The following is a 22516-nucleotide window of genomic DNA, read 5'->3' as shown; positions in this document are numbered from 1 at the left end:
GCCCGCATTCTGGGGGTGAACCGGGTCAGGCGTCGCGGTATAGATGTTCAGAGCAAGCGGCCGGGGTCAAGCCTTCAAGGCCGCGATCTAGGCGCGCAGAAAGCGGCAAAAGGCGATGAGGGGCAGGATGGCAGGCGGTCTGATCAAGGGCATGGTTGCGGGGGTGATCGTCTCGGGGCTGGGGCTGGGCGGGGTCTCGCTGGTGCTGCCGCTGCCGACCCCCGGCCCGGGCAAGACCGCGACACCCCGGACCGCGCCCGCCGATCCCGCCCCGGCGCAGGCCGTGGCGCTGCCCGAAGCCGCGGGCGTCGCCCGCCCCGCGGCCGAGCCCCCGCCTGCCGCACCGCCTGCGCCCCGGGAACGGCCCGCGGCTTCGGCGCCCGCGCCCCGGGCCGAGCCGCCCGCCGTTGCCGCGCCTGCGACCGAGCCGCCCGCGAAACCCGAACCCGCGCTCACCCCGCCCGTCATCGTGCCGCCGCCGCCCCCCCCCGCTGTCGCGCTCGACACCCCGCCGCAGGCCGAGCCCGCGATGCCGCTGCCGCCGTCCGTCATCACCGCGGCCCCCGATCTGCCCCCGGCCGAAACCGCCCCCGCCCCCGTTCCGGGCGGCGAGATCACCCTGATGCCCGATGGCGCGCTGGTGCCGCCCGGCCCCGTGCGGCCGCGGGTGATTGTTCCGGGGCAAAGCGGGTCGGGACAGGGCGGGCCGGGCGCGGGCTTCGCCTCGGCCGAGGGGACGAAGGTGAACCGGCTGCCGCAGGTCGGCTCGGCGCCGCAGGGCAGTTCCGTGCCGCCCTCGGGCGTGCCGGTGACGCCCTTCGTCGCCGATCCCGTGCCGCCCGCCGCGGCCCCGGCCCCCGAAGCGACCGGCCCGGCGCTGACCCGCTTTGGCGCGGCTTTCGTGGAAAAGCCGGGCAAGCCCTATGTGACGGTGCTGCTCGTTGACGTCGGCACCACGGCGGGCGGGCTTGACGCCCAGACGATCGCGGCGCTGGGGAACTGGGTGACGGTGGTGCTGGACCCCGCGGCCCCCGGGGTGACCGAGGCCGCGGAAAGCTACCGCGCCGCCGGGCTCGAGGTGGCGATGCTGGCCGGGCCGCTGCCCGCGGGGGCGGTGGCGCAGGATCTCGAGGTGGCGCTGGCCGCCTGGCAGCGCGCGGTGCCGCAGGCGGTGGCGCTGGTCGAGCCGGAAACGCCGGTGCTGCAGGGCAAGGCGCCGCTTCTGGCGCAGGCGGAAAAGGCGCTGGCCGCCGAGGGCATGGCCTATGTGACGCAACCGGGCGGCATCGGCGCGCGGGCGACAGGGGACGTGCCGCGCGCGGGCATCTTCCGGGTTCTGGACACGCGGCGCGACAAGGCGGCGGTGATCACCCGCACCCTCGACCGCGCCGGGTTCGAGGCGGCCCGCGACGGCGCCACGGTCGTCATGCTGTCGGCCTGGCCCGAATCCGTCGCCGGTCTGACCGCCTGGGCCGCAGAGGAGGGGGCGAAGTACAACCTCGCGCCGCTTTCGGCGCTGATCGGGGCGGGGGAAGGCCAAATAGGCGCCGCGCCCGCCCCGGCCCCCGGCAAGAGCGTATTTTCCCCAAGAAGAAACGGCAGGGGTTTCTTCTTGGCCTAAATACGCTCCTTTTCGCGCCTGGCCCCAGGCGCCGCGGTCGCAGGTGCGTATTTCGGCCAAGAAAAAGCCCTCCCCGCAGGGAAGGCTGTCTTGAAGGCTGTTTTTTCTTGGTGCAAATACGCCCTTCGGCGGGCGGATTTAGTGATTGCCGCGCCGCACGAACAGCCCCGCATCCTCGGCCGCGCGGCGCAGGGCCTTGGACTTGTTCACGGTTTCCTGGAACTCGGCCTCGGGGTCGCTGTCATAGACGACGCCGCCGCCCGCCTGGATGAAAAGCGTCTGATCCTTCACCACCGCGGTGCGCAGCGCGATGCACATGTCCATTTCGCCATTGGCCGCGAAATAGCCCACGCCGCCGCCATAGATGCCGCGCTTTTCCGGTTCCAACTCGTCGATGATCTCCATCGCCCGCACCTTCGGCGCCCCCGAAACCGTGCCCGCGGGCAGACCGGCCAGAAGCGCGGAAAGCGCATCCTCGCCCTCCGCCAGTTCGCCGACCACGTTCGAGACGATATGCATGACGTGGGAATAACGCTCGATCACGAATTTCTCGGTCGGCCGCACCGTGCCGATCTTTGCCACCCGGCCCACATCGTTGCGGCCCAGATCGAGCAGCATCAGATGTTCGGCCAGCTCCTTCTTGTCGGCCAGAAGATCGGCTTCCAGCGCCTTGTCTTCCTCGGGCGTCGCGCCGCGGGGGCGGGTGCCCGCGATCGGGCGGATCGTCACCTCGCCGTCGCGCAGCCGCACCAGGATCTCGGGCGAGGCGCCGACGATCTGGAAGCCGCCGAAATTGAGAAAGAACATGAAGGGCGAGGGGTTGGTGCGCCGCAAGCTCCGGTAGAGCGCAAAGGGCGGCAGCGGGAAATCCGCCGACCAGCGCTGTGCGGGCACGACCTGAAAGATGTCGCCCGCGCGGATGTAGTCCTTCGCCTTTTCCACCGCGGCCTTGTAACCCTCGGGGGTGAAGTTGGATTTCAGCGGCCCGACCTGCGCCGCCTCGCCCATCTCGCGGCCCTGCGCCGGGGCGCGGTCCAGATCGCGCAGCGCATCCATCACCCGTTCGGCCGCCTGCGCATAGGCCGCCCGCGCCGAGAGCCCCGAGCCCTGAAAGGCGGGCGCACAGAGGATCACATCGCCCTTGACCCCGTCCAGAACCGCGACGACCGAGGGCCGCATCAGGACCGCATCGGGCACGCCCAGCGGATCTGGGTTCACATTGGGCAGATGTTCCACCAGCCGGATCGTGTCATAGCCGAGATAGCCGAACAGCCCCGCCGCCGCCGCGGGCAGGCCCTCGGGCATGTCGATGCGGCTTTCGGCGATCAGCGCGCGCAAGGAGTCGAACGGATGGCCGGGCAGATCCTCGAAGCCGTCCTCGAACCGCGCCTGCCGGTTGATCCGCGCCTGCGTGCCGCGACATTCCCAGATCACGTCGGGTTTCATGCCGATGATCGAATAGCGGCCCCGCACCTCGCCGCCGGTCACCGATTCCAGCATGAAGCTGTTCTTCTGCGCATCGGCGAGCTTCAGCATCAAGGACACCGGCGTGTCCAGATCGGCCGCCAGCCGCGCATAGACAAGCTGGTTGCGCCCCGCGGCCCAGGCGGTCTCGAAAGCGTCATATCCGGGGAAAAGCGCGACCATCGGGGCCTCCGTCACTGAAACTGCGCTTGCACGGCAGCGATCATCGCGCTGTCGAGGGTGATCCCGGCCTCGGCCTGCGCGGCACGGGCGTAGAAGGCCGCCAGATCGGCGCCGAGCATCTGGATCAGCCGGGTGTCAAAGGTCTTGCGCAGCTGCACCAGCTCGGGATCGGCCGGATCGGCCGGTTTCACCGCGCGCACGGTGACGACAAAGACCTTGTCGCCCTCGGTCAGCGTCGCGGATTTGCCCGCAGCCGTCGCGAAAGCCGTCTGCGCCAGCCCCTGCGGCGCGCCTTCGACAAAGCCGCCGCGCTGCAGATCGGGGGCGGTCTTTTCCGCCAGCCCCTGTGCCGCCAGGGTCTGCCCGGCCGCGCCTGCCGCCTCGGCCTTCGCCTGTTTCGCCTTCACCATCTCGGCCGTGCGCCAGCTGGCTTCGACCTTGTCGCGCAGCTGATCAAAGGGGATCGGCGCCGCCGCCGTCACCCCGTCCAGCCGCAGCGCGAAGACGCCGCCGTCTTCCAGCACCGCCAGTTCCGGGAAATCCTCGGTGGTGACCTTGGCGGCGGCCTCGCGGAAGGCGTCATAGGCGGCGATGCCGTCGCGGGTGTCGGCCGCCATCGAGATCTTGCCCGGCTGCATCTTCGTTTCCTTGACCATGTCCTCGAGCGTCGCGCCCGAGGCCAGACGGTCCTCCAGATCCGTGGTCATGTCGGCGATCATCCGGCGCGCCTTTTCCATCGCCAGCTCCGCCGCGATGTCGCCGCGGGCTTCCTCGAACGTGGTGGTCTCGCTGGGCGTCACCGCCTGAAAATCGAACAGCGCCGGGCCAAGGTCGGTCTCGTAGGGGCCGATCACCCCCGGCGTGGTCCGGGCAAAGACCGCTTCGCCCGCCGCGCCGCCGATCTCGTCTTGCGAGACATCGCCAAGGTCGATGTCCGCCGCGCTCAGCCCGCGCGCCTCGGCCAGATCGGCCAGGCTGGCCGTGCCCGCGGCGATCTTCGCCATGCCCGCCTCGGCCTCGGCCTGGGTCGGGAAGACCAGCTTCGCCAGCTTGCGCCGCTCGGGCTGGACATATTCGGCCTTGCGCTCGTCATAGGTGGCGCGCAGCTGCGCCTCGTCGATGGCGATCTCGTCCTTCAGCATGTCCGGCGTCAGCCAGACATAGGAAATCTCGCGGGTTTCGGGCCGGGTGAATTCGGCAAGATGCGCGTCGTAATAGGCTTTCAGCGCCGCCGCGTCGGGGGCGGGCAGGCTGATCCCGGTCGCCGGGATCTCGGCAAAGGCGACGTCGCGGGTCTCGCCCAGATAGCCGACATAGCCATCCAGCAGCGCCGCCGGGGCCGGCACGCCGCCCGCCACCGCGCCCTGCAGGATCGAGCGCGCGATATCGGCGCGCAGCCGGGTTTCGAATTCCGTCTCGGTCAGGCCCTCGCGGCGCAGCACCTCGCGGTAGGTCTCGCGGTCAAAGCTGCCGGTGGCGCCCTGAAACGGCCGGGCAGAGCGGATCTGCCGGCTCACCTCGGCATCGCCGACCGAGAGCTCCAGCCTGCGCGCCTGTTCGCTCAAAGCCGCGGTGTTGAAAAGCTGCGCCTGCACGACCTGATCCAGCCCCATCGCCCGGACCTCGGACATGCTGGGCGGATGGCCGATCTGCGCCGCGACGGCGTTGATTTCCTGACGCAGCGCGTCGGCATAGTCGCGCGCGGTGATCTCGCTTTCGCCCACCGCGCCGATGCTTTGGCCGCGGTTCGAGAAATTGCCGACCTGATAGCCGCCAAGTCCCAGAACGATCATGGCCAGAAGCACCCAGACCGTCACGCTCTTGCCAGAGCTGCGCAGCATCGTCGACATCGGACCTCCCGGGGTTTTCTGGTCTTTTGCGGTGTTTAGGGCTTTGGGCGCGGGGCCGCAAGCGTCACGGGGTCAGGGCGGCAAGCCGTCTCATCAATTCCGCGATCCCCGCGGTGTCGATATTGGCAAAGGCGAAGCGCAGCTGGCGCGCGCCTGCCGGATCGGTCGCGGGCATGAACATCGTGCCGGGCAGGGCCAGCACCGAGGCCTCGGCGACAAGGCGTTTTGCAAAGTCGGGCGCGGGCAGGGGCGAGGGATGCGCGACATAGGCGAAATAGGCGCCACAGCCGAGCGTTTCCCAGCCGGGCAGGGCGGCCAGCCCCGCCGTCATCGCGGCGCGGCGCGACAGGATCTCGGCGCGCTCGCCCGCGACCCAGTCGCGCAGGTTGCGCATCCCCCAAAGCGCCGCGATCTGGCCCAGCTGGCCCGGGCAGATCGCGACGGTATCAAGGAATTTCTCCACCTCGGCCAGCCGCGCGGGGCTGGCGACGATGGCGCCGACGCGGTGGCCGGTCAGCCGGTAGGCCTTGGAAAAGGAATAAAGCTGGATCAGCCCCTCGTCCCAGTCGGGATCGGTGAAAAGGTCATGCGGGGCGCCGTTGCGGGCGTCGAAATCGCGGTAGGTCTCGTCCAGGATCAGCGCGATCCCGTGACGGCGGGCCAGATCGGCAAAGGCGCGCACAAGATCGGCCGGATATTCGACGCCGCCCGGGTTGTTGGGCGTGACCAGCACGATGGCGCGGGTGGCAGGCGTGATCCGCGCCGCCGCATGATCCGGGTCGGGCAAAAGCCCCGGCCCGGTCGGCAGCGGCACGGTGCGCACCCCCGCCATGTCGAGCCACATTTTATGGTTGAAATACCAGGGCGTTGGCAGAAGAACTTCATCGCCTGCGCCCGCCAGCGTGGCAATCGCCGCGCAGAAGGCTTGATTGCAGCCCTGGGTGATCGCGACCTGCGCCGGGCGGATCGTGCCGCCATAGGCCACCGACCATTGCGCCGCCACTTCGGCGCGCAGATCGCCATTTCCAAGGACGGGCCCGTAAAGATGCGCAGAGGGGGTGTCGAGCGCGGCCTCGGCGATCGCCTGCCGCAGCGCGCGCGGCGGCGGATCGACCGGCGCGGCTTGGCTGACGTTGATCAAGGGCCGCTCGGGCGGGAAGGTGACACCCTCGATCCAGCGCCGCGCCTCCATCACCGGGGGGGCAAAGGTGTTGCCAAGCGCGGGGTTCAGCGGGTGGATCATGGCGGCCTCCGGTCAGTGTCGCGCCACCCTTCCATTCGCCCGCGCCCTTGGCAAGGGGAGGCGCCTGCGGCGGGCGCGTATTTGCGCCAAGAAAAAACCGGCTGCTTTTTCTTGGTCCAAATACGCCCTTTCGCGGGCGGGGCGGGGCTCAGTCGGTGCCGCGATAGGGCTGGACGTATTGCAGCGCCATGTCCCAGGGAAAGAAGATCCAAGTATCCTGCGACACTTCGGTGATGAAGGTATCGACCTGTTCGCGGCCCTTGGGCTTGGCATAGACGGTGGCGAAATGCGCCTTGGGGTAAAGGCGGCGCACCAGTTCCAGCGTCCGGCCCGAGTCGACCAGATCGTCGATCACCAGGATGCCCTCGCCATCGGCGCCCATCAGATCGTCCTGCGGCGCCTTGATCACCACCGGGTCCGATTGGGTCTGGTGGTTGTAGCCCTTGACCGAGATCGTGTCGATGATGCGGATGTTCAGCTCGCGCGCGATGATCGCCGCGGGGACCATGCCGCCGCGGGTGATGCCGACGATCGCTTTCCAGGCGCCATTGTCCGGCCCCTTGCCATCGAGCCGCCAGGCCAGCGCCCGCGCATCGCGGTGCAGCTGGTCCCAGCTGACGTGAAAGCCTTTTTCATGCGGCAAACGCTCGGCCATGGAGGACTCCTCAGGTCAGGGCAAGCTTCAGGCCCATCAGCCCCAGAAGCCCGCCGAAAATGCGGTCGATCAGCGTCTTCAAGCCCAGATAGGCGGCCCGCGTCCGGTCGAGCGAAAAGATCCGCGCGACAAGCACGTTCCAGACCGTGTCGTTGAAGAAGATGATGCCCAAGATGACGCCGTAAGCCCAGAAGGGCACCACCGGCGGCAGGAAGGTCAGGAAGACCGTGCCGAAGAAGACGGCCGGTTTCGGATTCGCCAGCTGCGCCGCGATGCCGCGCCAGACCTGGCCAAGCGCGCTGCGCTTCGCGTCATCCTCGGGCAGATCCATCGACATCGGCTCGGCCGAATGGCGCCACATCTTCCAGGCCAGATAAAGCAGATAGCCCGCCCCCGCGACTTTCAGCGCGACAAGCAGGGTGGGGGCGATCCTGAACAGGATCGCCAGCCCGAACATCGCCGCCACGGCCCAGATGCAGGCGCCAAGGCCGATGCCCACGGCCAGCCAGGCGCCGCGGGCAAAGCCCTCGCGCAGCGAGGTGCGGGCCGCGAGCAGCACCGCAGGCCCCGGAGAGATCGCCGCCGCAAGCGAAATCATGTAGATGCCGAAGAAGGCGGCGAAGCTCATCTCAGTCCTTGCGCCCCGTCACCACGTCGATATCGGGCGCATCCACCGCCTTCATGCCGACAACATGATAGCCCGCATCGACATGCAGGTTCTCGCCCGTGGTGCCCGAGCCCAGATCCGAGAGCAGGTAAAGCGCGGCCTTGCCGACCTCTTCCTGGGTCACGTTGCGGCGCAGCGGGCTGTTCAGCTCGTTCCACTTCATGATGTAGCGGAAATCGCCGATGCCCGAAGCGGCCAGCGTCTTGATCGGCCCGGCCGAGATCGCGTTGCAGCGGATGCCAAGCTTGCCCAGATCCTCGGCGATGTATTTCACCGAAGCTTCCAGCGCCGCTTTCGCCACGCCCATCACGTTGTAATGCGGCATCACCTGTTCGGCGCCGTAATAGGTCAGCGTCAGCAACGAACCGCCGTTCGGCATCATCGCGGCGGCGCGGGCGCAGACGGCGGTGAAGGAATAGACCGAAATGTCCATCGTCATGGTGAAGTTGCCGCGCGAGGTGTCGACATAACGGCCGCGCAGCTCGTTCTTGTCCGAAAACCCGATCGCATGGACGACGAAATCCAGCGTCCCCCAGGCGTCCTTGAGGCCCGCGAAGAGCGCATCCATGCTGTCTTCGTTCGCGACGTCGCATTCGAACAGAAGCGGCGTGCCAAGGCTTGCGGCCAGAGGTTCGACGCGCTTTTTCAGCGCCTCTCCCTGATAGGAGAAGGCCAGTTCGGCGCCCGCATCGCCCAACGCCTTGGCGATGCCCCAGGCGATCGACTTGTCATTGGCGAGCCCCATGATCAGGCCCCGTTTTCCCGCCATCAAGCCTGCCGTCATCTGGATTCTCCTGCTTGCCTCTGGAAAGTGCGCCTTCCTTAGGCGAAGATTGCAAAGTCAGCAAGGCGGGTTGACGTCGGGGCAGCGGCGCCTTGGCGTCGCATCCTTCAAGGAAAGGGCAGGACATGAGCGACAGAACCGGCATCTTTGCGGGCGAGGATCCCTTTGCCCTGGCGCAATCCTGGCTGGCCGAGGCCGAAAAGACCGAGCCGAACGACCCCAATGCGATCGCGCTGGCCACCGTCGATGCCGCGGGGCTGCCCAATGTGCGCATGGTGCTTTTGAAAGAGATCGAGGGGCGGGATGCGCCCTCGGGCGGGGCGTTCCTGTTCTACACCAATTACGGCTCTGCAAAGTCGGCCGAGATCGCGGCCGCGGGCAAGGCCGCCTTCGTGCTGCACTGGAAAAGCCTGCGTCGGCAGATCCGCGTGCGCGGGCTGGTCACGCGCGAGGAGGGGGCGCAGGCGGATGCCTATTATGCCTCGCGGTCGCTGAAATCGCGGCTTGGCGCCTGGGCGTCACGGCAAAGTGAACCGCTTGTTTCCCGCACGGCGCTGATGGCCGAGGTGGCCAAGGTGACGGCCGCGCATGGCACCGCGCCGACGCGCCCGCCGTTCTGGGGCGGCTTCCGGATCGTGCCGCTCGAGATCGAATTCTGGGCTGACGGGGCGTTTCGGCTGCATGATCGCTTCCGCTGGCACCGCGATACGCCCGAGGCCGCCTGGCAGATCCTGCGGCTGAACCCCTGATCCTGACGTAGCGTCAGCCCGGAATGCCGCTCAAATTGACCGCATTTCACGCTTCGCCAACTGCAGACTGCCCAAAAAGACAAGCCAAATCAGCTTGAATCCGGTTGCGAACCTGTGACAACTGATCAGCAGCGCTCTGGCGGACGTCCACAGTCCCGGCGCATCAGAAAATGGACGGCAGCGGATGGTTGACGAAGCGGGCGCGGCGCGTGAAGTCGCGGGTCGGGTGAAATGGTTCGACGCGGGCAAGGGGTTCGGGTTCATCCTCGACGGCGAGGGCGGACCGGACATTCTTCTCCATGCCAATGTGCTGCGCAATTTCGGACAAAGCTCGGTGGCCGACAATGCGGGCATCCGGGTTCTGGTGCAGGCGACGCCGCGCGGGGCGCAGGCGGTCGAGGTGCTGGAAATCTCGCCGCCCGAGACCGACAACCGGCTGGCGCCGATCGAGGATCTGGGCGAGACCGACCCCGAGGTGATCGCGGCGCTGCCGCTGGAACCGGCGCGGGTGAAGTGGTTCGACAAGGGCAAGGGCTTTGGCTTTGCAAATGTCTTCGGCAGGCCCGAAGATGTGTTCATCCATGTCGAAGTGCTGCGCCGTTCGGGATTCGCCGATCTGGCGCCGGGAGAGGCGGTATGTCTGCGGGTGATCGAGGGGCGGCGCGGCCGGATGGCGGCGCAGATCACAAGCTGGGAAGCGGCGCTGCGCGCGCGCTGAGGCGCGGGCTCGGGCTGACGGCGCTGGCGCTTTGGGCCGGGGCGGCTTCGGGCGCCGACTGCGACCGGCCGGGGCTGGCGGCGGCGCTGCAGGAACAGGGCCCGGCGGTCCTGTGCATCGCGGGCGCAAAGGGGCCGGTGCGGCTCAGCGTCGAGATTGCCGATACCGAGGCCGAACGCGAACGCGGCCTGATGGGGCGGCGGGACCTGCCGCCCGGCACCGGGATGATTTTCATCTATCCGACGCCGCGGCGGGTGGCCTTCTGGATGCATGACACGCCGCTGCCGCTGGACATGCTGTTCATCGAGGCCGGGGGCGGGATCGAGACCTTGCACGAAAACGCCCGGCCCTTTGACGACACGCCGATCTGGTCGGCCGGTCCGGTGCGCTATGTGCTCGAGATCGCGGGCGGGCAGGCGGCGGCGCTGGGTCTGCGGCCCGGCCAGCGCGTTCTGCCGCTCGACTAGGCATTTCCCCTTTTCAGCGCCCCTGCCTGCCGCTATGGAAGGCGAAGCGGGGCGTAGCGCAGCCTGGTAGCGCGTCTGTTTTGGGTACAGAAGGTCGTGAGTTCGAATCTCGCCGCCCCGACCAATCCGAATTTCCCTTTATATTCAATGGCTTAGGTGGCAGCTCAGTCGGCCATGTGTTACAGTCAGGCGTGTGTAACACATGGGCTTTCCGGTTGGGCCGACTCGCCTGTGACATGAAAACGGGCGAGGTTTTCACCTCGCCCGGCTCTATCGTTCTTGATGGGGCAGCGGTCGCTTCGCGTCAGAAGAACCTGATCACATCGGAGGGGGGCGCGTCGATCAGGGCGCCGGTCTCTTCGAACCGCTCTTTGCGCTGTTTGATCTCAGCGCGGACGGCGGCTTCTTGATCAAGCTCTTCGTCGGAGTAGGCGCCGTCGAAGCGGAAGCCGCCGCCAGCAGGCCAAAGGTCGATCTCGCGGCCGATGAGAGTTTCGATACCCCAGAGAGTAAGGGCGAGCGTCGGTGTATCTCTAAGCCGCGCGATCTTGCACATCTCAAGCATCTTCTCGCGCTCTTGTTGCTCTTTCGGCAGCGACTGAATGCAGGCGATACCGTAAAGAAGAACTTCGATCAGCTGAAAGCCGGAAGCTTTTTTGTTGGCCGCGTGAGCGGCATTCGTGCTATGAGCTTTCATAGCAGTCTCCTCTTTTATGTCTGCTACACGGCAAGAGCGGGCGGTTTTGGTCGATTGACCGCTCTTGTCGTTACTGAACCGGGCGCAGGTTGACGGTTCAGGGCTGCTTTCAGCCTGTCACCTTCCACTGGGGAAAGGTCAGCCGAACCTGCTTATCAAGCTGTTCGAGCATCTTGTTCAGCCGCGCGGCGTTTTTCAGCGCGGCTCTTTTCGTTTCGGGGTCTGACAGATCGGAGGCTTCGATCTCGGCGAGGCGCGCTTTGATCTCGGTGCGCTTGTATTTATTGACGTAGAACGCGAGGTTTTCGGCGGCTTCGTTCAGCGCTGTGATCATCATCTCGGCACGGCCGAGCGAGCGGCGGTTCAGTTCAAACAGCTCGGCAGCGGATTCATCGCTGTAGAGCGTGTGATGCTCAATCCCGAGGTCGTCATTGAAGACCGGCGTCGGCAGGCCGATGAACTCGAAGCTGTCCGCGAACTGCGACTCTGTATCGTAGTCAGGGGGCAGCGTCTCGAAGAACGGGGTTTTGAAAACACCGTCGAGGGTCAGGCTCGCGACTTTCTCTTTCTCTTTCTTGCGCTCTTTGAAAGCGCGCAGTCGTTCAGCGTTTGACTTGGCCATCTCTCTCTCCGCTTCCGTTATCGTTTCCATAAGGGGAAACGATAACGGCGACCACAGGAAAGTTTGTCTGGATTGATCACGAAGCCGTGATCTCAATCTCCCCTCGGCACGTAGCGGGCAGGATGTTTGCGTCACAGAGAACTTCGGTCAGGGCCGTTTCCCAGTCGGCGGCCCGCGCGGCCATGCGCAGATCAAACAAAAGGCGGGTGTAAGCGTTGTCGTCAATGAAAGTCGGCATTGGTGATGCTCCGGGGGTTGGTTTACCCCCGGAATCTAGCCGCGATCGGATTTCGCCGTCAAGGAAGTCTTTTTTGTCAAATACTTAGCTATATGGCTACCTAGCTATTCCGGGCCATTTCTTCACGCTCAGCGGCGATCTCGGCGGCCTCGGCCGCTTCGAGAACTGCAAGCAACGCGGTGATTTCGTCGCTCGGCGCGACCTGAGTTGACGCAACGGCGGTGGCTGGGGCGCCGAGGGCCGCCGCCGCCTCTTCGGCTTTCTTCCGCGCGCGCTCGCGTTGCTTGGCCTCGGTCTTCTGTTTGCGGCGGTGTTTCTCCCGCTCGGCGGGTGTCATTTTCGAGAGGTCTTCGTTCTGCCGAGGCTTGGCGCTCTTGCGTCTTCGCAACATATCCCGCGCCCGGTCCCATTCCACCCTCTTGCCGCCCACGGGTGGCAGGTCACGAAGCGCCCAGTATTTGCGGCTTTCCTCGTCGCTCAGCTTGTATTTGTCCCGAAACTCGATGCGCTTCTTTTCGTCCGCTGCGGCGCCCTTCACGCGCTTTGCGTCGTCCAGGATGGCACGCTGCGCTTCGGTGAGGCGGGTATACCAGTCATTTTCGGCGGCCGGATCGTCGCGGCCCGGTCGCGATTTGTAGAGTGCGGCCGCATAGGCCCCGGAAGATTTGTCTGTCTTGCCTTTGGGGTATTTCCAGCGAAACCACGCCGCAATCTCTTCGTCAGATTGGCCAGCATAGGGGGTCAAGCTCAGGGTCGGGGCTTTGGTAGTGTCAGCGCACATGGTATCTTTTGAAGGTCATAGAGGGACGCATTCAGGGGGTGAGCGCTGCCGCGCTCGCCCCTGTTCTTATTTGGCAGCGCGTTCGATTTCGCTCGCGAGGTCTTCGGCCACACCAGAGGCGAGCGGGTATTCTGCCCCTGTGATCGGCGACACGATGCGCACGCCTGCGCCCATGCGTTTCAACTTGATGCCGCTCAGAGCGGCGATGCCTTCGAGCCATTCCTTCTTGTGCTCGAAGGCCGAGGGGGTCAGGGCCGCGGATTTGCGCAGCAGGTCCGCGAGGGTCTGGCCTTTATGCGCCGGAACGCTCGCCTCGAAGCCGGGCGCGGAAATGGCGATGCTTTCGCCCGCCTTGGCGACATTGATACCGGGGATGTTGCTCGGAATGGTGCCAGCTTTGATCTCCGAACGGATGTAATCGGTGATCAGCTCACTCACGGTCGTGTTCTTCTTTTCCGCGATTTGACGCAGTTGCGCGCCGCGTTCGTCGGGCAATCTCAACATGTAAGCCATCTTGTGTCCTTTAGGGGCTAGGTTCTCATTGCCCGCAATATACCGCGATACGCGTATACGCGTCAAGTGGTATTCTGGTCGGTCCGCGGATTTGTCAGGCCGGGTCGGCATTGCTTATGACCGGGGAAGGATTGCTTGGAACCGGCGAAGAGAAGATCAGAACCGAGGAAGGAAGGGTTAGAACCGAGGAAGGGAGGGTTAGAACCGCGGAGGTGTCAGCAATCCTTTCCGCGGCTTTCTCTTCTAGTTTACTCCTTAAAATAAAGGGGGGCTAAAATAAGAAACCGCGGAAAGGAATGTCGACACGCCTCCCTTCCCCGGTCGGTCGCGGGCTGCGCCCGCTTCCCTCCCTCGGTTTGTGACCCCGTTCCCGGTCCCTGCACCGCGGCACGCGCCAGAGACTCAGGAAGGCGCCTCTGAGTCCCATCCTGCCCCGTTCCGGCCCAACCCCACCCCCGGCACAATAGGGCGCTCCACGGCCTTCCTGTGGAGTCCTAGCGCAGTATTCCGCCCGGTCGCATGTTACGGATGATCTCTTCGGTCACGATGTTGCGCATCATCTGTTCGGTCTGCTTTGCCACCTGATAGGCAAGGTCGGCGTTCTGTTCCTGCGTGCCCCCGGTCGCGTTCACCGTCACCGGCGCGTTGATCGTGACCACCGGCCCGGCCTTCGCCCCGCCAAGCGCCTGCATCGCGTTCGGGGTGCTGCCACCCACGAAGCCGCCGGTCGCATAACCGCGCAGCGCAGCCCCGTGCAGGGCTTCGAGATTGCCCACGCCCAGGCGCTCGGTCGCAGCTTTCGACATGACGAACTCGCCCCGATGCACGATGCCCGCCGGTTCGAACGTGCCACCCCGGCCGGTGTAGCCCCCCGAGGCAAAGCCAAAGAGACCGCCCAACCATGTGCCAAAGCCGCCAAACGCGCCAGAAAAGAGCCCCATGAGCGCCTGTTTCATCTGCACCTCGGCGAGCTGAAGCAACAGATCGGCCACCGCCTCTTCGGCGCTCTTCGAGCCGTTCAGCACCGAAAGGAAGGTGTCGGTCAGGGCCTCGGCCCCGCGCTTGCCCGCCTCTTCGACCTTTTTCAGCTTGGCGGCGGCTTTCTCGGCGCGGGTGCCCGCTTCGACATAGGAGCGCGCGAGCTGATCGACCTGCGCGCTCAGTTCCGGGGTGATCGCCTTGCCCTCGCGCTGCGCCGCCGTCAGAAGCTCGGCGCGCTTGCGGGCGAAGTCCACCGCCTCGGCATAGCCCCGGCCCGCAGCGGCCGCGGTGACAAGCGCAGCGGCTTCAGCGTCAAGGGCGGCTTTCTCACGCTCCAGATCAGCGACGGCCTGTGCGAAGTCACCGGCATTGCGACCACCACCACCGGCCCCTTGGCCAGATCCGACCACCGGGCCGGTTTCGCCCAGAAGCGGCGGCGGCTGTTTCGGCCGGGGCGAGGTCGTCAGCACATAGGGGCTGCTGTTCTCATAGCTGCCCGAACGGGCCTCGGCGATGGCTGCGCCGCGGGTATCGTCCAGCGTTGCAGCCCCGCCCGGCAGGGCAGCCCGTGCTTCGGCCGCCTTCGTGCGCAGCGCCTCAAGCGCGCTCCAGAGCCCGCCCAGGCGTTCAATGACCTTGGTGAAGCGCGCGTCGTCGATCTCGCCGAGCGAGGCAAAGGCCCCTTGCGCCTTCTTGATCAGATCGCCCATCTGGCGCTCGAAGTCGGCCGCGCTGATCTCGCCCGAGTCAAGCTTGCCGGTGAGGGTCTGCATCGCGAGCGCCACGTCCTGCAAGCTTTGCCCGGCCCCGGTCTCGCCCATCCGGTTCAGCTCGCCGCCAAAGCGCGTCAGGATCGGCGCAAGCCTGTCAGCTTCGCTTCCGAAGCGCTCGTAAAGGCTCAACAAATCGCCGATCGCTTTGGCATTGTCAGCCACCGCCTGCCCGTTGTCCTTGAGCGCCTTGTCAACGCCCGGTCCGAGGATTTGCGGCGCCTGTGCCCGGTTGCGGAACAGGTCCGAGGCGGCCAGCCGGTCGGTGCCGGTCTGAATGTTCAACACCTGCGCCGCGAAGTCGGCCGCGCCAAGCGCTGCCTGTTGCCAGCCCCGGTGCAGGCTCGCCGTCAGCGCGGTATAGCGCCGATCGAGGTCGTCGGCCTTGGCGATCTGATCGGCGGTCAGCACCGACGCCCGCCCCATCATCGCCGCAATACCGGCTTCGCCCCGGCCGAGCATTTCGACAAAGCGCTCGCCGCCGGTGCCGCCGAAGACTTCATCGGCGATGCGGATTTGCGCCGCCTTGTCCATGCCCTGAAGCCGCTTGATGATTTCCAGCATCAGCGCCGAGGGGTCTTTGAGGCGCGTGGCAAGGTCGGTGGCGGTGAAGCCGAGGCGCTGAAAGGCTTCGGCCCCTGCGCCCGCGCCGGTGGTCACGAACTCGTCGGCGCGCAAGTTCAGTTCCTTGAAGCCATCGGTCAGCGCGTCGAGGCTGACGCGGTTCTGATCGGCGACATACTGCCAGCGCTGAAACGCTTCGACGGCCACACCGGCCCGGCGGGCCTCGTTGCCGATCTCGGCGATACTGCGCACGGTCGCGCGCACCTGTCCGGCGGCGATGCCCAGACCGGCGCCAAGACCGGCCCCCGCAAGCCCCGCGATGCCCACGCCCAGACCCGGCAAAGGCAGATTGCCAAGCGCCCCCGCCATCTTTGCCCCGAGCCCGTCATAGCTCTTTGCCATGCGGTCCACCGATTGCCGGGCGCGGTCTTCCATCTGACGCGCCGCGCGGGCCTGTGCCTGGCTCGCCCGTTTCAGGGCCTTTTCCAGTTTGTCGATCCGGGCTTCGACGGGAACAATCAGGCCGGGAAGGGTAAGGTCATTCATCACTCATACTCACTCAGAACACGAAAAGCCCGCTTGAGGCGGGGGCGTTATAGGCGCTTGCATTGCTTTGCCCGAGGCTCAGGCGGTAAACGGCCATCGCGCTTGCAATCGCGCCGTCGATCCGGTCGCGCTTCTGGCCCTTGTGCATCTTCACCAGCCCGGAGTCGGTGCGCACCGCCACCACGCTTGCGAAGTGCTGACGCAAGATCGGGTGGCCGTCATGGCGCACCAGCTTGCCGTTCACGATGCGCTCAAGGTCGGCCCCGGCGGCGCCCATCGTCAGCGGGCCTTGTCGGACTTCGACCACCGGCAAGCCATCATCATAAAGGCGCTGCATCATCCGGGTGGCCAGATGCGGGTCGAAGGCGATCTCTTGCACGTCATAACGGCCGCAGAGGTCGCGGATCTCGTCTTCGACCATGCCTTCGTCGATGATCGGGCCGGGGCAAACCCGGATCAGCCCTTCATCGCGCCAGCGCTCATAGGGCACCCCGTCGCGGTCGGCGCGGGCTTTCAGCTCTTCGCCGGGCACGAAGAACGCGGGCTTGAGCGTCACTTGCCCGTCCGGGTGATGGAAGGCTGCGACAACGGCCGTCAGATCGCCCGAGCGCGACAGGTCCACCCCAAGCCAGCAAGGCAGTTGCTCAAGGTCTTCCTCGTCATCGTCGAACACCCGCGCATCATAGGTGTCGAAGTCGAAGAGCGGGTCGCGCGAGTTCCCGAGCCATCGGTTCAGGTTGAATTGCTCGAAGCTGTAACGCTCGCCCGGACTGTCCTTCGCCTTGCGGGCCAGCGAGCGCAGCCCGTCGAGGTCGGGAAAGCCATGCGCCAGGCCGGGGTTCACCCGATGCCAGAGCGCTTCGTCTTCCCAATCCGCGCCCGGATCGGGCTCGAAGAGGATCGGCAGGAACTCGGGGTTCACGATCTGCCCAAGCGCCACACCGCGCGCATAGGCGTAAAGCTCGGCGGCCAGACCTTCGTTCCCGCGTCCTGCGGTGGTGGCAATGACGGTCAGCCCGCCCGCGCGCTTCGCCATGCCCGATTGCAGCGCTTCCCAAAGCTCGCGCCCCTGCCAGACGTGAATCTCGTCCGCCAGAACGAAGGTGGGCGTCGTGCCGTGCTGCGCGCGCCCATCCGAGGAAACAGCCTTCAGCGCCGAGCCGTCGCGGGTGCTCTTGATCGCCTTCGGCGCGTTATGGGCGTCATAAAGCCGGGTCACGGCCTCAAGGCGCCGGTCTTGCCGGATGATCTCGGCCGCTTCGCGAAAGCCGATGCCCGCCTGTTCGCGATCCGAGGCGGCAAAGATGATCTGCCCGGCGGGCACCCGTTCCGGGCCAAGCAAGTGCAACAGCGCCAGCGCGGCGGCGAGCGAGGTCTTGCGGTTGCCGCGCGGGATCATCAGGAAGACCATCTTCACGACGCGGGCGCCCTGCGCATCGCGCGGGCCATAGATGCGCCGAACGATGCGCTCTTGCCAGGGCGCAAGCTGAAAGGCGCGCTTCGGCGCGGTGCTGGCCGGATGGCGCAGCCGTCGCAGGAACTGCACCGCCCGCTCGCCCGCGCCTTGCGGGTCGTCGATCGGCGAGCCGTCGAAGACCCAGGTCGGATAGGTGCTTTGGCTCGTCATGCGTCACACCGACAGCGGGTCATCGTCTTCGGCATCCTCGGGCGCGGCCGAGCCGATGCGGGCGCGCGAGGTCGGCGTGAGACCATATTCCGAAGCAAGTTGCCGGGCGGTCTGGGCTGCGCGGTTCCAGATGCCGAAGGCGGTCTTGTCGATCACCCCGCCTGCCGCCGTGCGATCGGCTTCGATCTGCCGACAGATGCCCACGGCCGAACAATAGGCTTCGACGCCCGCCAGATCGGCACGGGTGACGATCCGGCGCGCGATCAGTTGCGGAAAGATGCGCTTCCATTCCGCCTTCGCGTGAAGCGAGAGATAGGCGGGCGCGGGCGGCACCTTCGTCAGCGCCTCGGCATCGGGTTTGAGTGCGGGCTTCACCCCGCGAAGGGCAATGGCGCTCATTGCAAGTCCTTAAGATAAGTGGAAAACTGCCCCCAGCCATTGAAGCAAGAGACAGAACAGCCATGCGAAATTGCCTTATCGTCTTTCTCGTTTTGACCAATGCCGCGACGGGATACGCCCTGTTCCAAGGGATCGACGAATACGAACGGGTTCGGACGCAGTTCGTCGAGGCCCGACAGAAGATCGCCGAAATGGAATCCACGAAGACCACGGATTTCGAGCGCGAGAACTACGGGCAAGAATGCGTCAAATGGCTGAGGGAAGAGGGCACCAAGGACGGGAAGCGCGACGGTGAATTCTACCTTGGGCGTTCTTGGAAGAAATACGGCCAGATGGTTTTCGAAGTCATCGTGCCGAAGGATCAAATCGGACGGAAGACCGGGAACTTCCTTTGCACCTTCGATGCGCAAAGCGGCATGATGTATTCGCTTGAAGGACCGGCCCAAGAGCGCTGGATGTTCTACTAAGCGCTTCATGCGGCCACCGCCTGCGCCGTCGCGCCGAAGTTCGCCTCGAAGGCCGCGCGCATGAAGCCGGTCGGGGTCACGCTGCGCGCATTCGCCCGCGCGCGGCCCTTGCCCTTCATGTCACGGATCACATTGGCCTGCGCCGGGCCGGGCAGCGGGGTTTTGGCGGGCATCACGAAACCGCCCCCGGTCCAGAGGCATGTTTTCTTGGTGTAATGCTCGGAGGGTGCCAGCCGGGAATAGTCGCAGGGGTCGAAGCTGTGATCGGGCTTGCGCCAATAAGTGCTGATCGTGCTGCGCGGGTTCTCGATCAGATAGGGCACTTCGAAGAACTCGGCCCATTCCGCGGCGATGGCGAAAAGTTCGATGGCATCGGCCAGCGCGTGCAGACCCTTGCCCTTGAACCAGCGCGCGCCCGAGGTCGCCAGATCATCGCAGGGCGGAAAGGCCGCGAAGAACCGGCAGCGCTCCACCATGTCGCGGGTCGGTTTCCAGCGCCGCGCATCGGCCTGAACGAAGTGGACATTGCCTTCGGTGCGGTTGCCCGGATGCTGAATGTCGATGCAGTAGCAATCCCAACCCGCAGCCGCGAAGGGCTCGGCAGACTTGCCCGAGAGTTCATAAAGGAAGATCGCTGCGGGCTTCATGCGGCCACCGCCCGCAGCTCAAGGCCGCGCCTGCGCCCGATCTCGGCAATGGCAACGATGTTCCATGCCGTGCCATCGTGAAGGATGCGATCGGCCACCGACACGCCCGGCAGCCAGCGCAGAAGGAACACCGCGTTCTTCGTCGTGGCCTCGGTCGCAGCGGTCAGGAACTCGGACACGCCCGCCTGACGCAGCTCGGCCCGGCCTTGCGCATAGGTCGCCCAGGTGGTCGTGACGGCCCCCGAAGCCGCCACCGTCTCGGTCAGCCGTTGCAGGGCGATGCGGTTTTGAAGCTTTCCGGCCTGCATCGTCACACCCGCCACCGGACAACGGCCTCAAGCGCCATCGCGCCATGTGTCAGCGTCAGCTCGGGCTGCGGATCGCGCAACCAGACCATGCGAGGTTGCGCCCAGTCGTCGAGGCTGATTTCCGCCGTGTCCTTCGGCCCGAACTCCAGCGCACCATAGATCGCCGCCCCGATCTGGCGCGCGGTGTCGGCACCGTCTTCCTGCGCCCAGATATGCAGCGTCAGGAACACCCGCGCGAGACGTTGCGACCCGGCCGCGCAGCCCAGGAACTCGGTGCGGGCATCGCCCAGCACCACCGAAGGCAGGCGCTCGGGGCGGATGCTGCCTGCGCGAATGTTCGCGGGTTGCACATGGGCCAGCACCTCGGGCGCGTCGATCAGCGCCGCCCGCACGGCGGTTTGAAAGGCAAGAGCCGGGTCAAGCATGACCACCCCCTTGCGCGGCCTTGCGCACGGCTTGACCGATGGCGCGGGCGATCCGGCGCCGGGCGCGATCCTCGGTCAGACGCGCAGCGGGCAGAAGGAAGGGCTGCGCCGCGGTGCCGGGGTGCTGCGTCCCTGCGAACTGCCCGGCGTTCACATGCGGCTTCGTGCCGAACTCGACAAGGTGGCCGTGACGCTGTTCGGGATTGCCCACGGTGACAAGCGCCTGATTGGCCCCCGCGACGCGACGGCCACCGCCTTCGGCATAAGCCGGGGTCTCGGCGCCGGGCGGGGTCACGACGATGGAAGCTTTCAGATCACCCTCGGCCTCGGGGGCAAGGCTGCGCGCGGTGGCGGCGAGGTCTTCGGCCGCCTGCACCACGGCGGGGCGCAGGGCTTCCAGAACGGTCGCAGGAATCGCTTCAAGGCGCCGCGCCAGCCGGGCGGCTTGGGCGTTCAGGTCCAGCTCGGCCATGTCAGACCACCCAGACCCGGTGCGGTTGCAAAATGTCATGCACCCCGAACGGCACGGCAAAGGGCGCACCCCCGGCCTGCGCGGTCTCGCGGGTCTCATACCAGTAAGCGGCGAGCATCAGCACCGCTTGCCGGATCGCGGCCGGAAGGGGGTCGGTCAGCGGCGCACCGATGAAGCTTGCGACATGGGCTTCGGCTGCGTCGATCTGGTGCGACAAAAGCGCGTCGTCGAGGTCATGGTCGAGGTTGAGCTGGGCTTTCAGCTCGGGCACGGTAACGAAAGGCATACTCGAAAACTCGTCAAAGAAGGCGTGTGTAATAATGTAACACATCCTGTCAACGGTTTGAAGAGTCTGCGAAAAAGTTATTTAGCGCCCATCCTGCGCGGACCTCCCCCCGCCGGTCCGGGGAATGGGGAGAAGTCGGAAGGTGCCCCCACCCGCTTTATTGAATTAGGCGACACTTTATACCGGCGAGGTTAAGGGATAAGTCCTTTCTCCGTAAAAACCACGACATATATGGGCCAAAGGAAGCCAAGAACAAACGCAAGAGCAGATATTGCAACAGACATAGAGGAAACAATCGACCACCTTCTGTGGGCGCTCCAAGAACGTTCAGCCAGGTCATGAAATCTCTGAGATTTTGAAATTAGTTCATCCCTCGATCCATTTGCGCCTTCAGTCATGCTTCTTGGGTAACTCATAATCACGGGAATGCTTTGAATTGCCTCATTGGCAATTTCCCGATTTGAAGAGCATGCAATATGTTCAGCAAATTTTGATCTCGATAGCGATAATGAGTATACGACCGCGGCGGCAGCGATAATTCCAAACAAGAAACAGATATAACTCGGAACGAGTTGCGCAAACGTATAATCTGGATCAGGCGAGCCTCCCGCAAAGCTGGAGAGAGACACAATGCCACCCGCAGATGCAATTCCAAGCCAAGCATGAAATTGGCTCATTCGGTTCTCAGAATCATTTTCTATGTTGCTAACTCTTTCTTGAGTGGTCTTTTGGTCTATCGCCATTCCATGCCCTATTGAATATAGCCGCTGGCTCTTAGCAACCAAGAGTTAAATTGATTAATCAATGAAAACACTAGGGGATTACCCACCCTAGCTTTTTGTTCCGACGCACCCCATCCTTCTTGCCGTTCCAGACAATATAGTATCCGTTAGGATGAAGCGAACTATCATGGCAATGGGCTACCCTGTGTTCCGGCTCTCCTTGTTGGCTCGGTAGTCCGTGCCTGTGTCGCACCCCGCAGGGGCACTCGAAAAGGCCAAGCGGGCTTTCATTGAAGTAATTGGCAATGACTTCGTAGGTCGGAATTTTCTTGTCCATGTGGATCCCCGATCATATGCCAGATCAGGCTACAATCAGTCGCGCCTCTTGGCTACTCAAACAGCGACATGTCAGGCAGTTTCCACACTTATATACTTGCCCCGCAGATCACCGGGGCGCAGCACTTCTTCCACCGGCCAGCTTCCGGCCTATGTGATCAATCACGGCTCCCATGTCCACCCCGGCCAAGGCGCATACCATCGCAAGGTCGCGACTCGGCCGGGTCAGGTAGTCGCGTGCCTCGCGCATGATCAGGGCTTTGTCGGCGGGCTTGGGCACATGGCGCGGCCCCTTGGTCGCGTCTTCCACCGTGCGATAAAGCACCTCAAGCCACAGGTTCCGCTCAGGGTTCCAGCGTGAAGGCGCTTCAAACATCGCCCGCTCGCTCTTGCCTTTGCTTCACCCGGTCATGGCAGGGCTTGCAGAGGGCTTGCCAGTTGTAGCGGTCCCAGAAGAGCGCCTTGTTCCCCTTGTGCGGGGTGATGTGATCGACCACGCTCGCCACCGCCCCGCAGATCGCGCAACAGGGGTGCGCTTCAAGGAACGCCGCGCGCTCTTTCTCCCAATCGGTCGTGTAACCGCGTTCACGGGCCGAGGGGCGTTTCGCATCGTGGCGGCGCTTGCGGGCGCGGTCGGCGTCTTTCTGGCAAGTGCAGCGCTCGCCATGCGGCACAAGGCGGCCACAGGCGCAGATATGGGGCGGGCGGGGCATG

Annotated in this window: 27 protein-coding genes and 1 tRNA gene; 6 read left to right on the top strand and 22 right to left on the bottom strand. The window is 65.3% G+C overall.

Going from position 1 to position 22516, the window contains the following annotated elements; all coding sequences use genetic code 11:
- The first annotated feature begins 127 nt into the window (after positions 1 to 127).
- Positions 128 to 1621, top strand: coding sequence for a divergent polysaccharide deacetylase family protein (locus RCAP_RS11640; RefSeq protein ID WP_013068065.1), 1494 nt, complete (start codon positions 128 to 130; stop codon positions 1619 to 1621).
- A 138-nt stretch (positions 1622 to 1759) separates the two neighbouring features.
- Here RCAP_RS11640 and trpE read toward each other — a convergent pair whose 3' ends face one another.
- The 6 genes from trpE to fabI all read right to left on the bottom strand — a co-directional run bounded on the left by trpE (position 1760) and on the right by fabI (position 8467).
- On the bottom strand, positions 1760 to 3268 hold the full coding sequence (trpE, locus tag RCAP_RS11635; RefSeq protein ID WP_013068064.1) for an anthranilate synthase component I: 1509 nt from the start codon (positions 3266 to 3268) through the stop codon (positions 1760 to 1762).
- Positions 3269 to 3279: 11 nt separating this feature from the next.
- Positions 3280 to 5118 carry a SurA N-terminal domain-containing protein gene (locus RCAP_RS11630; RefSeq protein WP_080514616.1) on the bottom strand — a complete coding sequence of 613 codons (1839 nt, stop codon included), beginning with the start codon at positions 5116 to 5118 and terminating at the stop codon, positions 3280 to 3282.
- A gap of 64 nt (positions 5119 to 5182) precedes the next feature.
- A complete protein-coding gene (locus tag RCAP_RS11625) occupies positions 5183 to 6361 on the bottom strand; it encodes an aminotransferase (RefSeq protein ID WP_013068062.1) in 1179 nt (392 codons plus the stop codon).
- Positions 6362 to 6509: 148 nt separating this feature from the next.
- Positions 6510 to 7016, bottom strand: coding sequence for a xanthine phosphoribosyltransferase (gene gpt, locus RCAP_RS11620; protein WP_013068061.1), 507 nt, complete (start codon positions 7014 to 7016; stop codon positions 6510 to 6512).
- Positions 7017 to 7026: 10 nt separating this feature from the next.
- Entirely contained in the window at positions 7027 to 7644 is a 618-nt protein-coding gene (locus RCAP_RS11615) for a LysE family translocator (RefSeq protein ID WP_013068060.1), read from the bottom strand.
- Position 7645: 1 nt separating this feature from the next.
- Positions 7646 to 8467, bottom strand: coding sequence for an enoyl-ACP reductase FabI (gene fabI / locus RCAP_RS11610; RefSeq protein WP_013068059.1), 822 nt, complete (start codon positions 8465 to 8467; stop codon positions 7646 to 7648).
- Between the two features lie 125 nt (positions 8468 to 8592).
- Here fabI and pdxH point away from each other — a divergent pair, with 125 nt between their 5' ends.
- The 4 genes from pdxH to RCAP_RS11590 all read left to right on the top strand — a co-directional run bounded on the left by pdxH (position 8593) and on the right by RCAP_RS11590 (position 10525).
- A complete protein-coding gene (gene pdxH, locus RCAP_RS11605) occupies positions 8593 to 9216 on the top strand; it encodes a pyridoxamine 5'-phosphate oxidase (protein WP_013068058.1) in 624 nt (207 codons plus the stop codon).
- A gap of 184 nt (positions 9217 to 9400) precedes the next feature.
- Positions 9401 to 9934 carry a cold-shock protein gene (locus tag RCAP_RS11600; RefSeq protein ID WP_013068057.1) on the top strand — a complete coding sequence of 178 codons (534 nt, stop codon included), beginning with the start codon at positions 9401 to 9403 and terminating at the stop codon, positions 9932 to 9934.
- Entirely contained in the window at positions 9853 to 10401 is a 549-nt protein-coding gene (locus RCAP_RS11595; protein ID WP_080514615.1) for a DUF192 domain-containing protein, read from the top strand. Before RCAP_RS11600 ends, RCAP_RS11595 begins: the two co-directional genes overlap by 82 nt.
- Positions 10402 to 10448: 47 nt before the next feature.
- Positions 10449 to 10525: transfer RNA gene (locus RCAP_RS11590), tRNA-Pro, on the top strand.
- A 180-nt stretch (positions 10526 to 10705) separates the two neighbouring features.
- On the opposite strand, the gene RCAP_RS11585 is transcribed toward RCAP_RS11590, so the two are convergent.
- The 8 genes from RCAP_RS11585 to RCAP_RS11555 all read right to left on the bottom strand — a co-directional run bounded on the left by RCAP_RS11585 (position 10706) and on the right by RCAP_RS11555 (position 18139).
- Positions 10706 to 11098, bottom strand: a complete 393-nt coding sequence (locus RCAP_RS11585) for a hypothetical protein (RefSeq protein WP_013068055.1) — start codon at positions 11096 to 11098, stop codon at positions 10706 to 10708.
- A gap of 109 nt (positions 11099 to 11207) precedes the next feature.
- Positions 11208 to 11720 carry a hypothetical protein gene (locus tag RCAP_RS11580; RefSeq protein WP_013068054.1) on the bottom strand — a complete coding sequence of 171 codons (513 nt, stop codon included), beginning with the start codon at positions 11718 to 11720 and terminating at the stop codon, positions 11208 to 11210.
- 76 nt (positions 11721 to 11796) lie between these two features.
- Positions 11797 to 11958 carry a hypothetical protein gene (locus tag RCAP_RS19640; protein ID WP_023911644.1) on the bottom strand — a complete coding sequence of 54 codons (162 nt, stop codon included), beginning with the start codon at positions 11956 to 11958 and terminating at the stop codon, positions 11797 to 11799.
- A gap of 100 nt (positions 11959 to 12058) precedes the next feature.
- Positions 12059 to 12703: a hypothetical protein gene (locus RCAP_RS11575; RefSeq protein ID WP_131618312.1), complete on the bottom strand. Its 645-nt coding sequence runs from the start codon at positions 12701 to 12703 to the stop codon at positions 12059 to 12061.
- Between the two features lie 102 nt (positions 12704 to 12805).
- The gene (locus RCAP_RS11570) at positions 12806 to 13252 is read right to left on the bottom strand and encodes a hypothetical protein (RefSeq protein WP_013068052.1); all 447 of its coding nucleotides are present in this window, start codon (positions 13250 to 13252) and stop codon (positions 12806 to 12808) included.
- A 494-nt stretch (positions 13253 to 13746) separates the two neighbouring features.
- Complete coding sequence (locus tag RCAP_RS18560; RefSeq protein WP_013068051.1) at positions 13747 to 16113, bottom strand: hypothetical protein; 2367 nt, start codon at positions 16111 to 16113, stop codon at positions 13747 to 13749.
- Positions 16114 to 16126: 13 nt separating this feature from the next.
- Complete coding sequence (locus tag RCAP_RS11560) at positions 16127 to 17740, bottom strand: terminase large subunit (protein ID WP_013068050.1); 1614 nt, start codon at positions 17738 to 17740, stop codon at positions 16127 to 16129.
- A 3-nt stretch (positions 17741 to 17743) separates the two neighbouring features.
- Positions 17744 to 18139 (bottom strand): phage terminase small subunit P27 family, encoded by a 396-nt coding sequence (locus tag RCAP_RS11555; RefSeq protein WP_013068049.1) that lies wholly within the window; start codon positions 18137 to 18139, stop codon positions 17744 to 17746.
- A 62-nt stretch (positions 18140 to 18201) separates the two neighbouring features.
- Between RCAP_RS11555 and RCAP_RS11550 the strand changes: the two genes are divergently transcribed.
- Positions 18202 to 18606: a hypothetical protein gene (locus RCAP_RS11550; RefSeq protein ID WP_013068048.1), complete on the top strand. Its 405-nt coding sequence runs from the start codon at positions 18202 to 18204 to the stop codon at positions 18604 to 18606.
- Positions 18607 to 18611: 5 nt separating this feature from the next.
- Here the strand turns inward: RCAP_RS11550 and RCAP_RS11545 are convergent, their stop codons facing one another.
- The 8 genes from RCAP_RS11545 to RCAP_RS11515 all read right to left on the bottom strand — a co-directional run bounded on the left by RCAP_RS11545 (position 18612) and on the right by RCAP_RS11515 (position 22515).
- A complete protein-coding gene (locus tag RCAP_RS11545; RefSeq protein ID WP_013068047.1) occupies positions 18612 to 19253 on the bottom strand; it encodes a hypothetical protein in 642 nt (213 codons plus the stop codon).
- Entirely contained in the window at positions 19250 to 19561 is a 312-nt protein-coding gene (locus tag RCAP_RS11540; RefSeq protein WP_013068046.1) for a phage head closure protein, read from the bottom strand. Before RCAP_RS11540 ends, RCAP_RS11545 begins: the two co-directional genes overlap by 4 nt.
- A gap of 2 nt (positions 19562 to 19563) precedes the next feature.
- On the bottom strand, positions 19564 to 19986 hold the full coding sequence (locus RCAP_RS11535) for a DUF3168 domain-containing protein (protein ID WP_013068045.1): 423 nt from the start codon (positions 19984 to 19986) through the stop codon (positions 19564 to 19566).
- Entirely contained in the window at positions 19979 to 20458 is a 480-nt protein-coding gene (locus RCAP_RS11530) for an HK97 gp10 family phage protein (protein ID WP_013068044.1), read from the bottom strand. The genes RCAP_RS11535 and RCAP_RS11530 overlap by 8 nt, the downstream gene beginning before the upstream one ends.
- 1 nt (position 20459) lies before the next feature.
- Positions 20460 to 20744, bottom strand: coding sequence for a head-tail connector protein (locus RCAP_RS11525; RefSeq protein WP_013068043.1), 285 nt, complete (start codon positions 20742 to 20744; stop codon positions 20460 to 20462).
- Positions 20745 to 20935: 191 nt separating this feature from the next.
- On the bottom strand, positions 20936 to 21421 hold the full coding sequence (locus RCAP_RS19350; protein WP_131618310.1) for a hypothetical protein: 486 nt from the start codon (positions 21419 to 21421) through the stop codon (positions 20936 to 20938).
- A 490-nt stretch (positions 21422 to 21911) separates the two neighbouring features.
- Positions 21912 to 22178 carry a hypothetical protein gene (locus RCAP_RS11520; protein WP_013068041.1) on the bottom strand — a complete coding sequence of 89 codons (267 nt, stop codon included), beginning with the start codon at positions 22176 to 22178 and terminating at the stop codon, positions 21912 to 21914.
- The gene (locus tag RCAP_RS11515) at positions 22171 to 22515 is read right to left on the bottom strand and encodes an HNH endonuclease (protein WP_013068040.1); all 345 of its coding nucleotides are present in this window, start codon (positions 22513 to 22515) and stop codon (positions 22171 to 22173) included. The genes RCAP_RS11520 and RCAP_RS11515 overlap by 8 nt, the downstream gene beginning before the upstream one ends.
- Position 22516 lies beyond the last annotated feature (1 nt).

This window comes from Rhodobacter capsulatus SB 1003 (genome assembly GCF_000021865.1).
Classification (GTDB): domain Bacteria; phylum Pseudomonadota; class Alphaproteobacteria; order Rhodobacterales; family Rhodobacteraceae; genus Rhodobacter; species Rhodobacter capsulatus_B.
This window is presented reverse-complemented; position numbering and strand designations above follow the sequence as displayed.

Excerpts from the sequence above, each read along its gene's own strand:
- trpE (WP_013068064.1), bottom strand. The coding sequence starts at position 3,268 with ATGGTCGCGCTTTTCCCCGGATATGACGCTTTCGAGACCGCCTGGGCC.
- RCAP_RS11545 (WP_013068047.1), bottom strand. The coding sequence starts at position 19,253 with ATGAAGCCCGCAGCGATCTTCCTTTATGAACTCTCGGGCAAGTCTGCC.
- RCAP_RS11515 (WP_013068040.1), bottom strand. The coding sequence starts at position 22,515 with ATGCCCCGCCCGCCCCATATCTGCGCCTGTGGCCGCCTTGTGCCGCAT.
- fabI (WP_013068059.1), bottom strand. The coding sequence starts at position 8,467 with ATGACGGCAGGCTTGATGGCGGGAAAACGGGGCCTGATCATGGGGCTC.
- RCAP_RS11570 (WP_013068052.1), bottom strand. The coding sequence starts at position 13,252 with ATGGCTTACATGTTGAGATTGCCCGACGAACGCGGCGCGCAACTGCGT.
- gpt (WP_013068061.1), bottom strand. The coding sequence starts at position 7,016 with ATGGCCGAGCGTTTGCCGCATGAAAAAGGCTTTCACGTCAGCTGGGAC.
- RCAP_RS18560 (WP_013068051.1), bottom strand. The coding sequence starts at position 16,113 with ATGAATGACCTTACCCTTCCCGGCCTGATTGTTCCCGTCGAAGCCCGG.
- RCAP_RS11595 (WP_080514615.1), top strand. The coding sequence starts at position 9,853 with ATGTCTGCGGGTGATCGAGGGGCGGCGCGGCCGGATGGCGGCGCAGAT.
- pdxH (WP_013068058.1), top strand. The coding sequence starts at position 8,593 with ATGAGCGACAGAACCGGCATCTTTGCGGGCGAGGATCCCTTTGCCCTG.
- RCAP_RS11550 (WP_013068048.1), top strand. The coding sequence starts at position 18,202 with ATGCGAAATTGCCTTATCGTCTTTCTCGTTTTGACCAATGCCGCGACG.
- RCAP_RS19350 (WP_131618310.1), bottom strand. The coding sequence starts at position 21,421 with ATGAGCCAATTTCATGCTTGGCTTGGAATTGCATCTGCGGGTGGCATT.
- RCAP_RS19640 (WP_023911644.1), bottom strand. The coding sequence starts at position 11,958 with ATGCCGACTTTCATTGACGACAACGCTTACACCCGCCTTTTGTTTGAT.
- RCAP_RS11540 (WP_013068046.1), bottom strand. The coding sequence starts at position 19,561 with ATGCAGGCCGGAAAGCTTCAAAACCGCATCGCCCTGCAACGGCTGACC.
- RCAP_RS11630 (WP_080514616.1), bottom strand. The coding sequence starts at position 5,118 with ATGTCGACGATGCTGCGCAGCTCTGGCAAGAGCGTGACGGTCTGGGTG.
- RCAP_RS11615 (WP_013068060.1), bottom strand. The coding sequence starts at position 7,644 with ATGAGCTTCGCCGCCTTCTTCGGCATCTACATGATTTCGCTTGCGGCG.
- RCAP_RS11520 (WP_013068041.1), bottom strand. The coding sequence starts at position 22,178 with ATGTTTGAAGCGCCTTCACGCTGGAACCCTGAGCGGAACCTGTGGCTT.
- RCAP_RS11640 (WP_013068065.1), top strand. The coding sequence starts at position 128 with ATGGCAGGCGGTCTGATCAAGGGCATGGTTGCGGGGGTGATCGTCTCG.
- RCAP_RS11560 (WP_013068050.1), bottom strand. The coding sequence starts at position 17,740 with ATGACGAGCCAAAGCACCTATCCGACCTGGGTCTTCGACGGCTCGCCG.
- RCAP_RS11555 (WP_013068049.1), bottom strand. The coding sequence starts at position 18,139 with ATGAGCGCCATTGCCCTTCGCGGGGTGAAGCCCGCACTCAAACCCGAT.
- RCAP_RS11585 (WP_013068055.1), bottom strand. The coding sequence starts at position 11,098 with ATGAAAGCTCATAGCACGAATGCCGCTCACGCGGCCAACAAAAAAGCT.
- RCAP_RS11580 (WP_013068054.1), bottom strand. The coding sequence starts at position 11,720 with ATGGCCAAGTCAAACGCTGAACGACTGCGCGCTTTCAAAGAGCGCAAG.
- RCAP_RS11600 (WP_013068057.1), top strand. The coding sequence starts at position 9,401 with ATGGTTGACGAAGCGGGCGCGGCGCGTGAAGTCGCGGGTCGGGTGAAA.
- RCAP_RS11530 (WP_013068044.1), bottom strand. The coding sequence starts at position 20,458 with ATGGCCGAGCTGGACCTGAACGCCCAAGCCGCCCGGCTGGCGCGGCGC.
- RCAP_RS11525 (WP_013068043.1), bottom strand. The coding sequence starts at position 20,744 with ATGCCTTTCGTTACCGTGCCCGAGCTGAAAGCCCAGCTCAACCTCGAC.
- RCAP_RS11535 (WP_013068045.1), bottom strand. The coding sequence starts at position 19,986 with ATGCTTGACCCGGCTCTTGCCTTTCAAACCGCCGTGCGGGCGGCGCTG.
- RCAP_RS11625 (WP_013068062.1), bottom strand. The coding sequence starts at position 6,361 with ATGATCCACCCGCTGAACCCCGCGCTTGGCAACACCTTTGCCCCCCCG.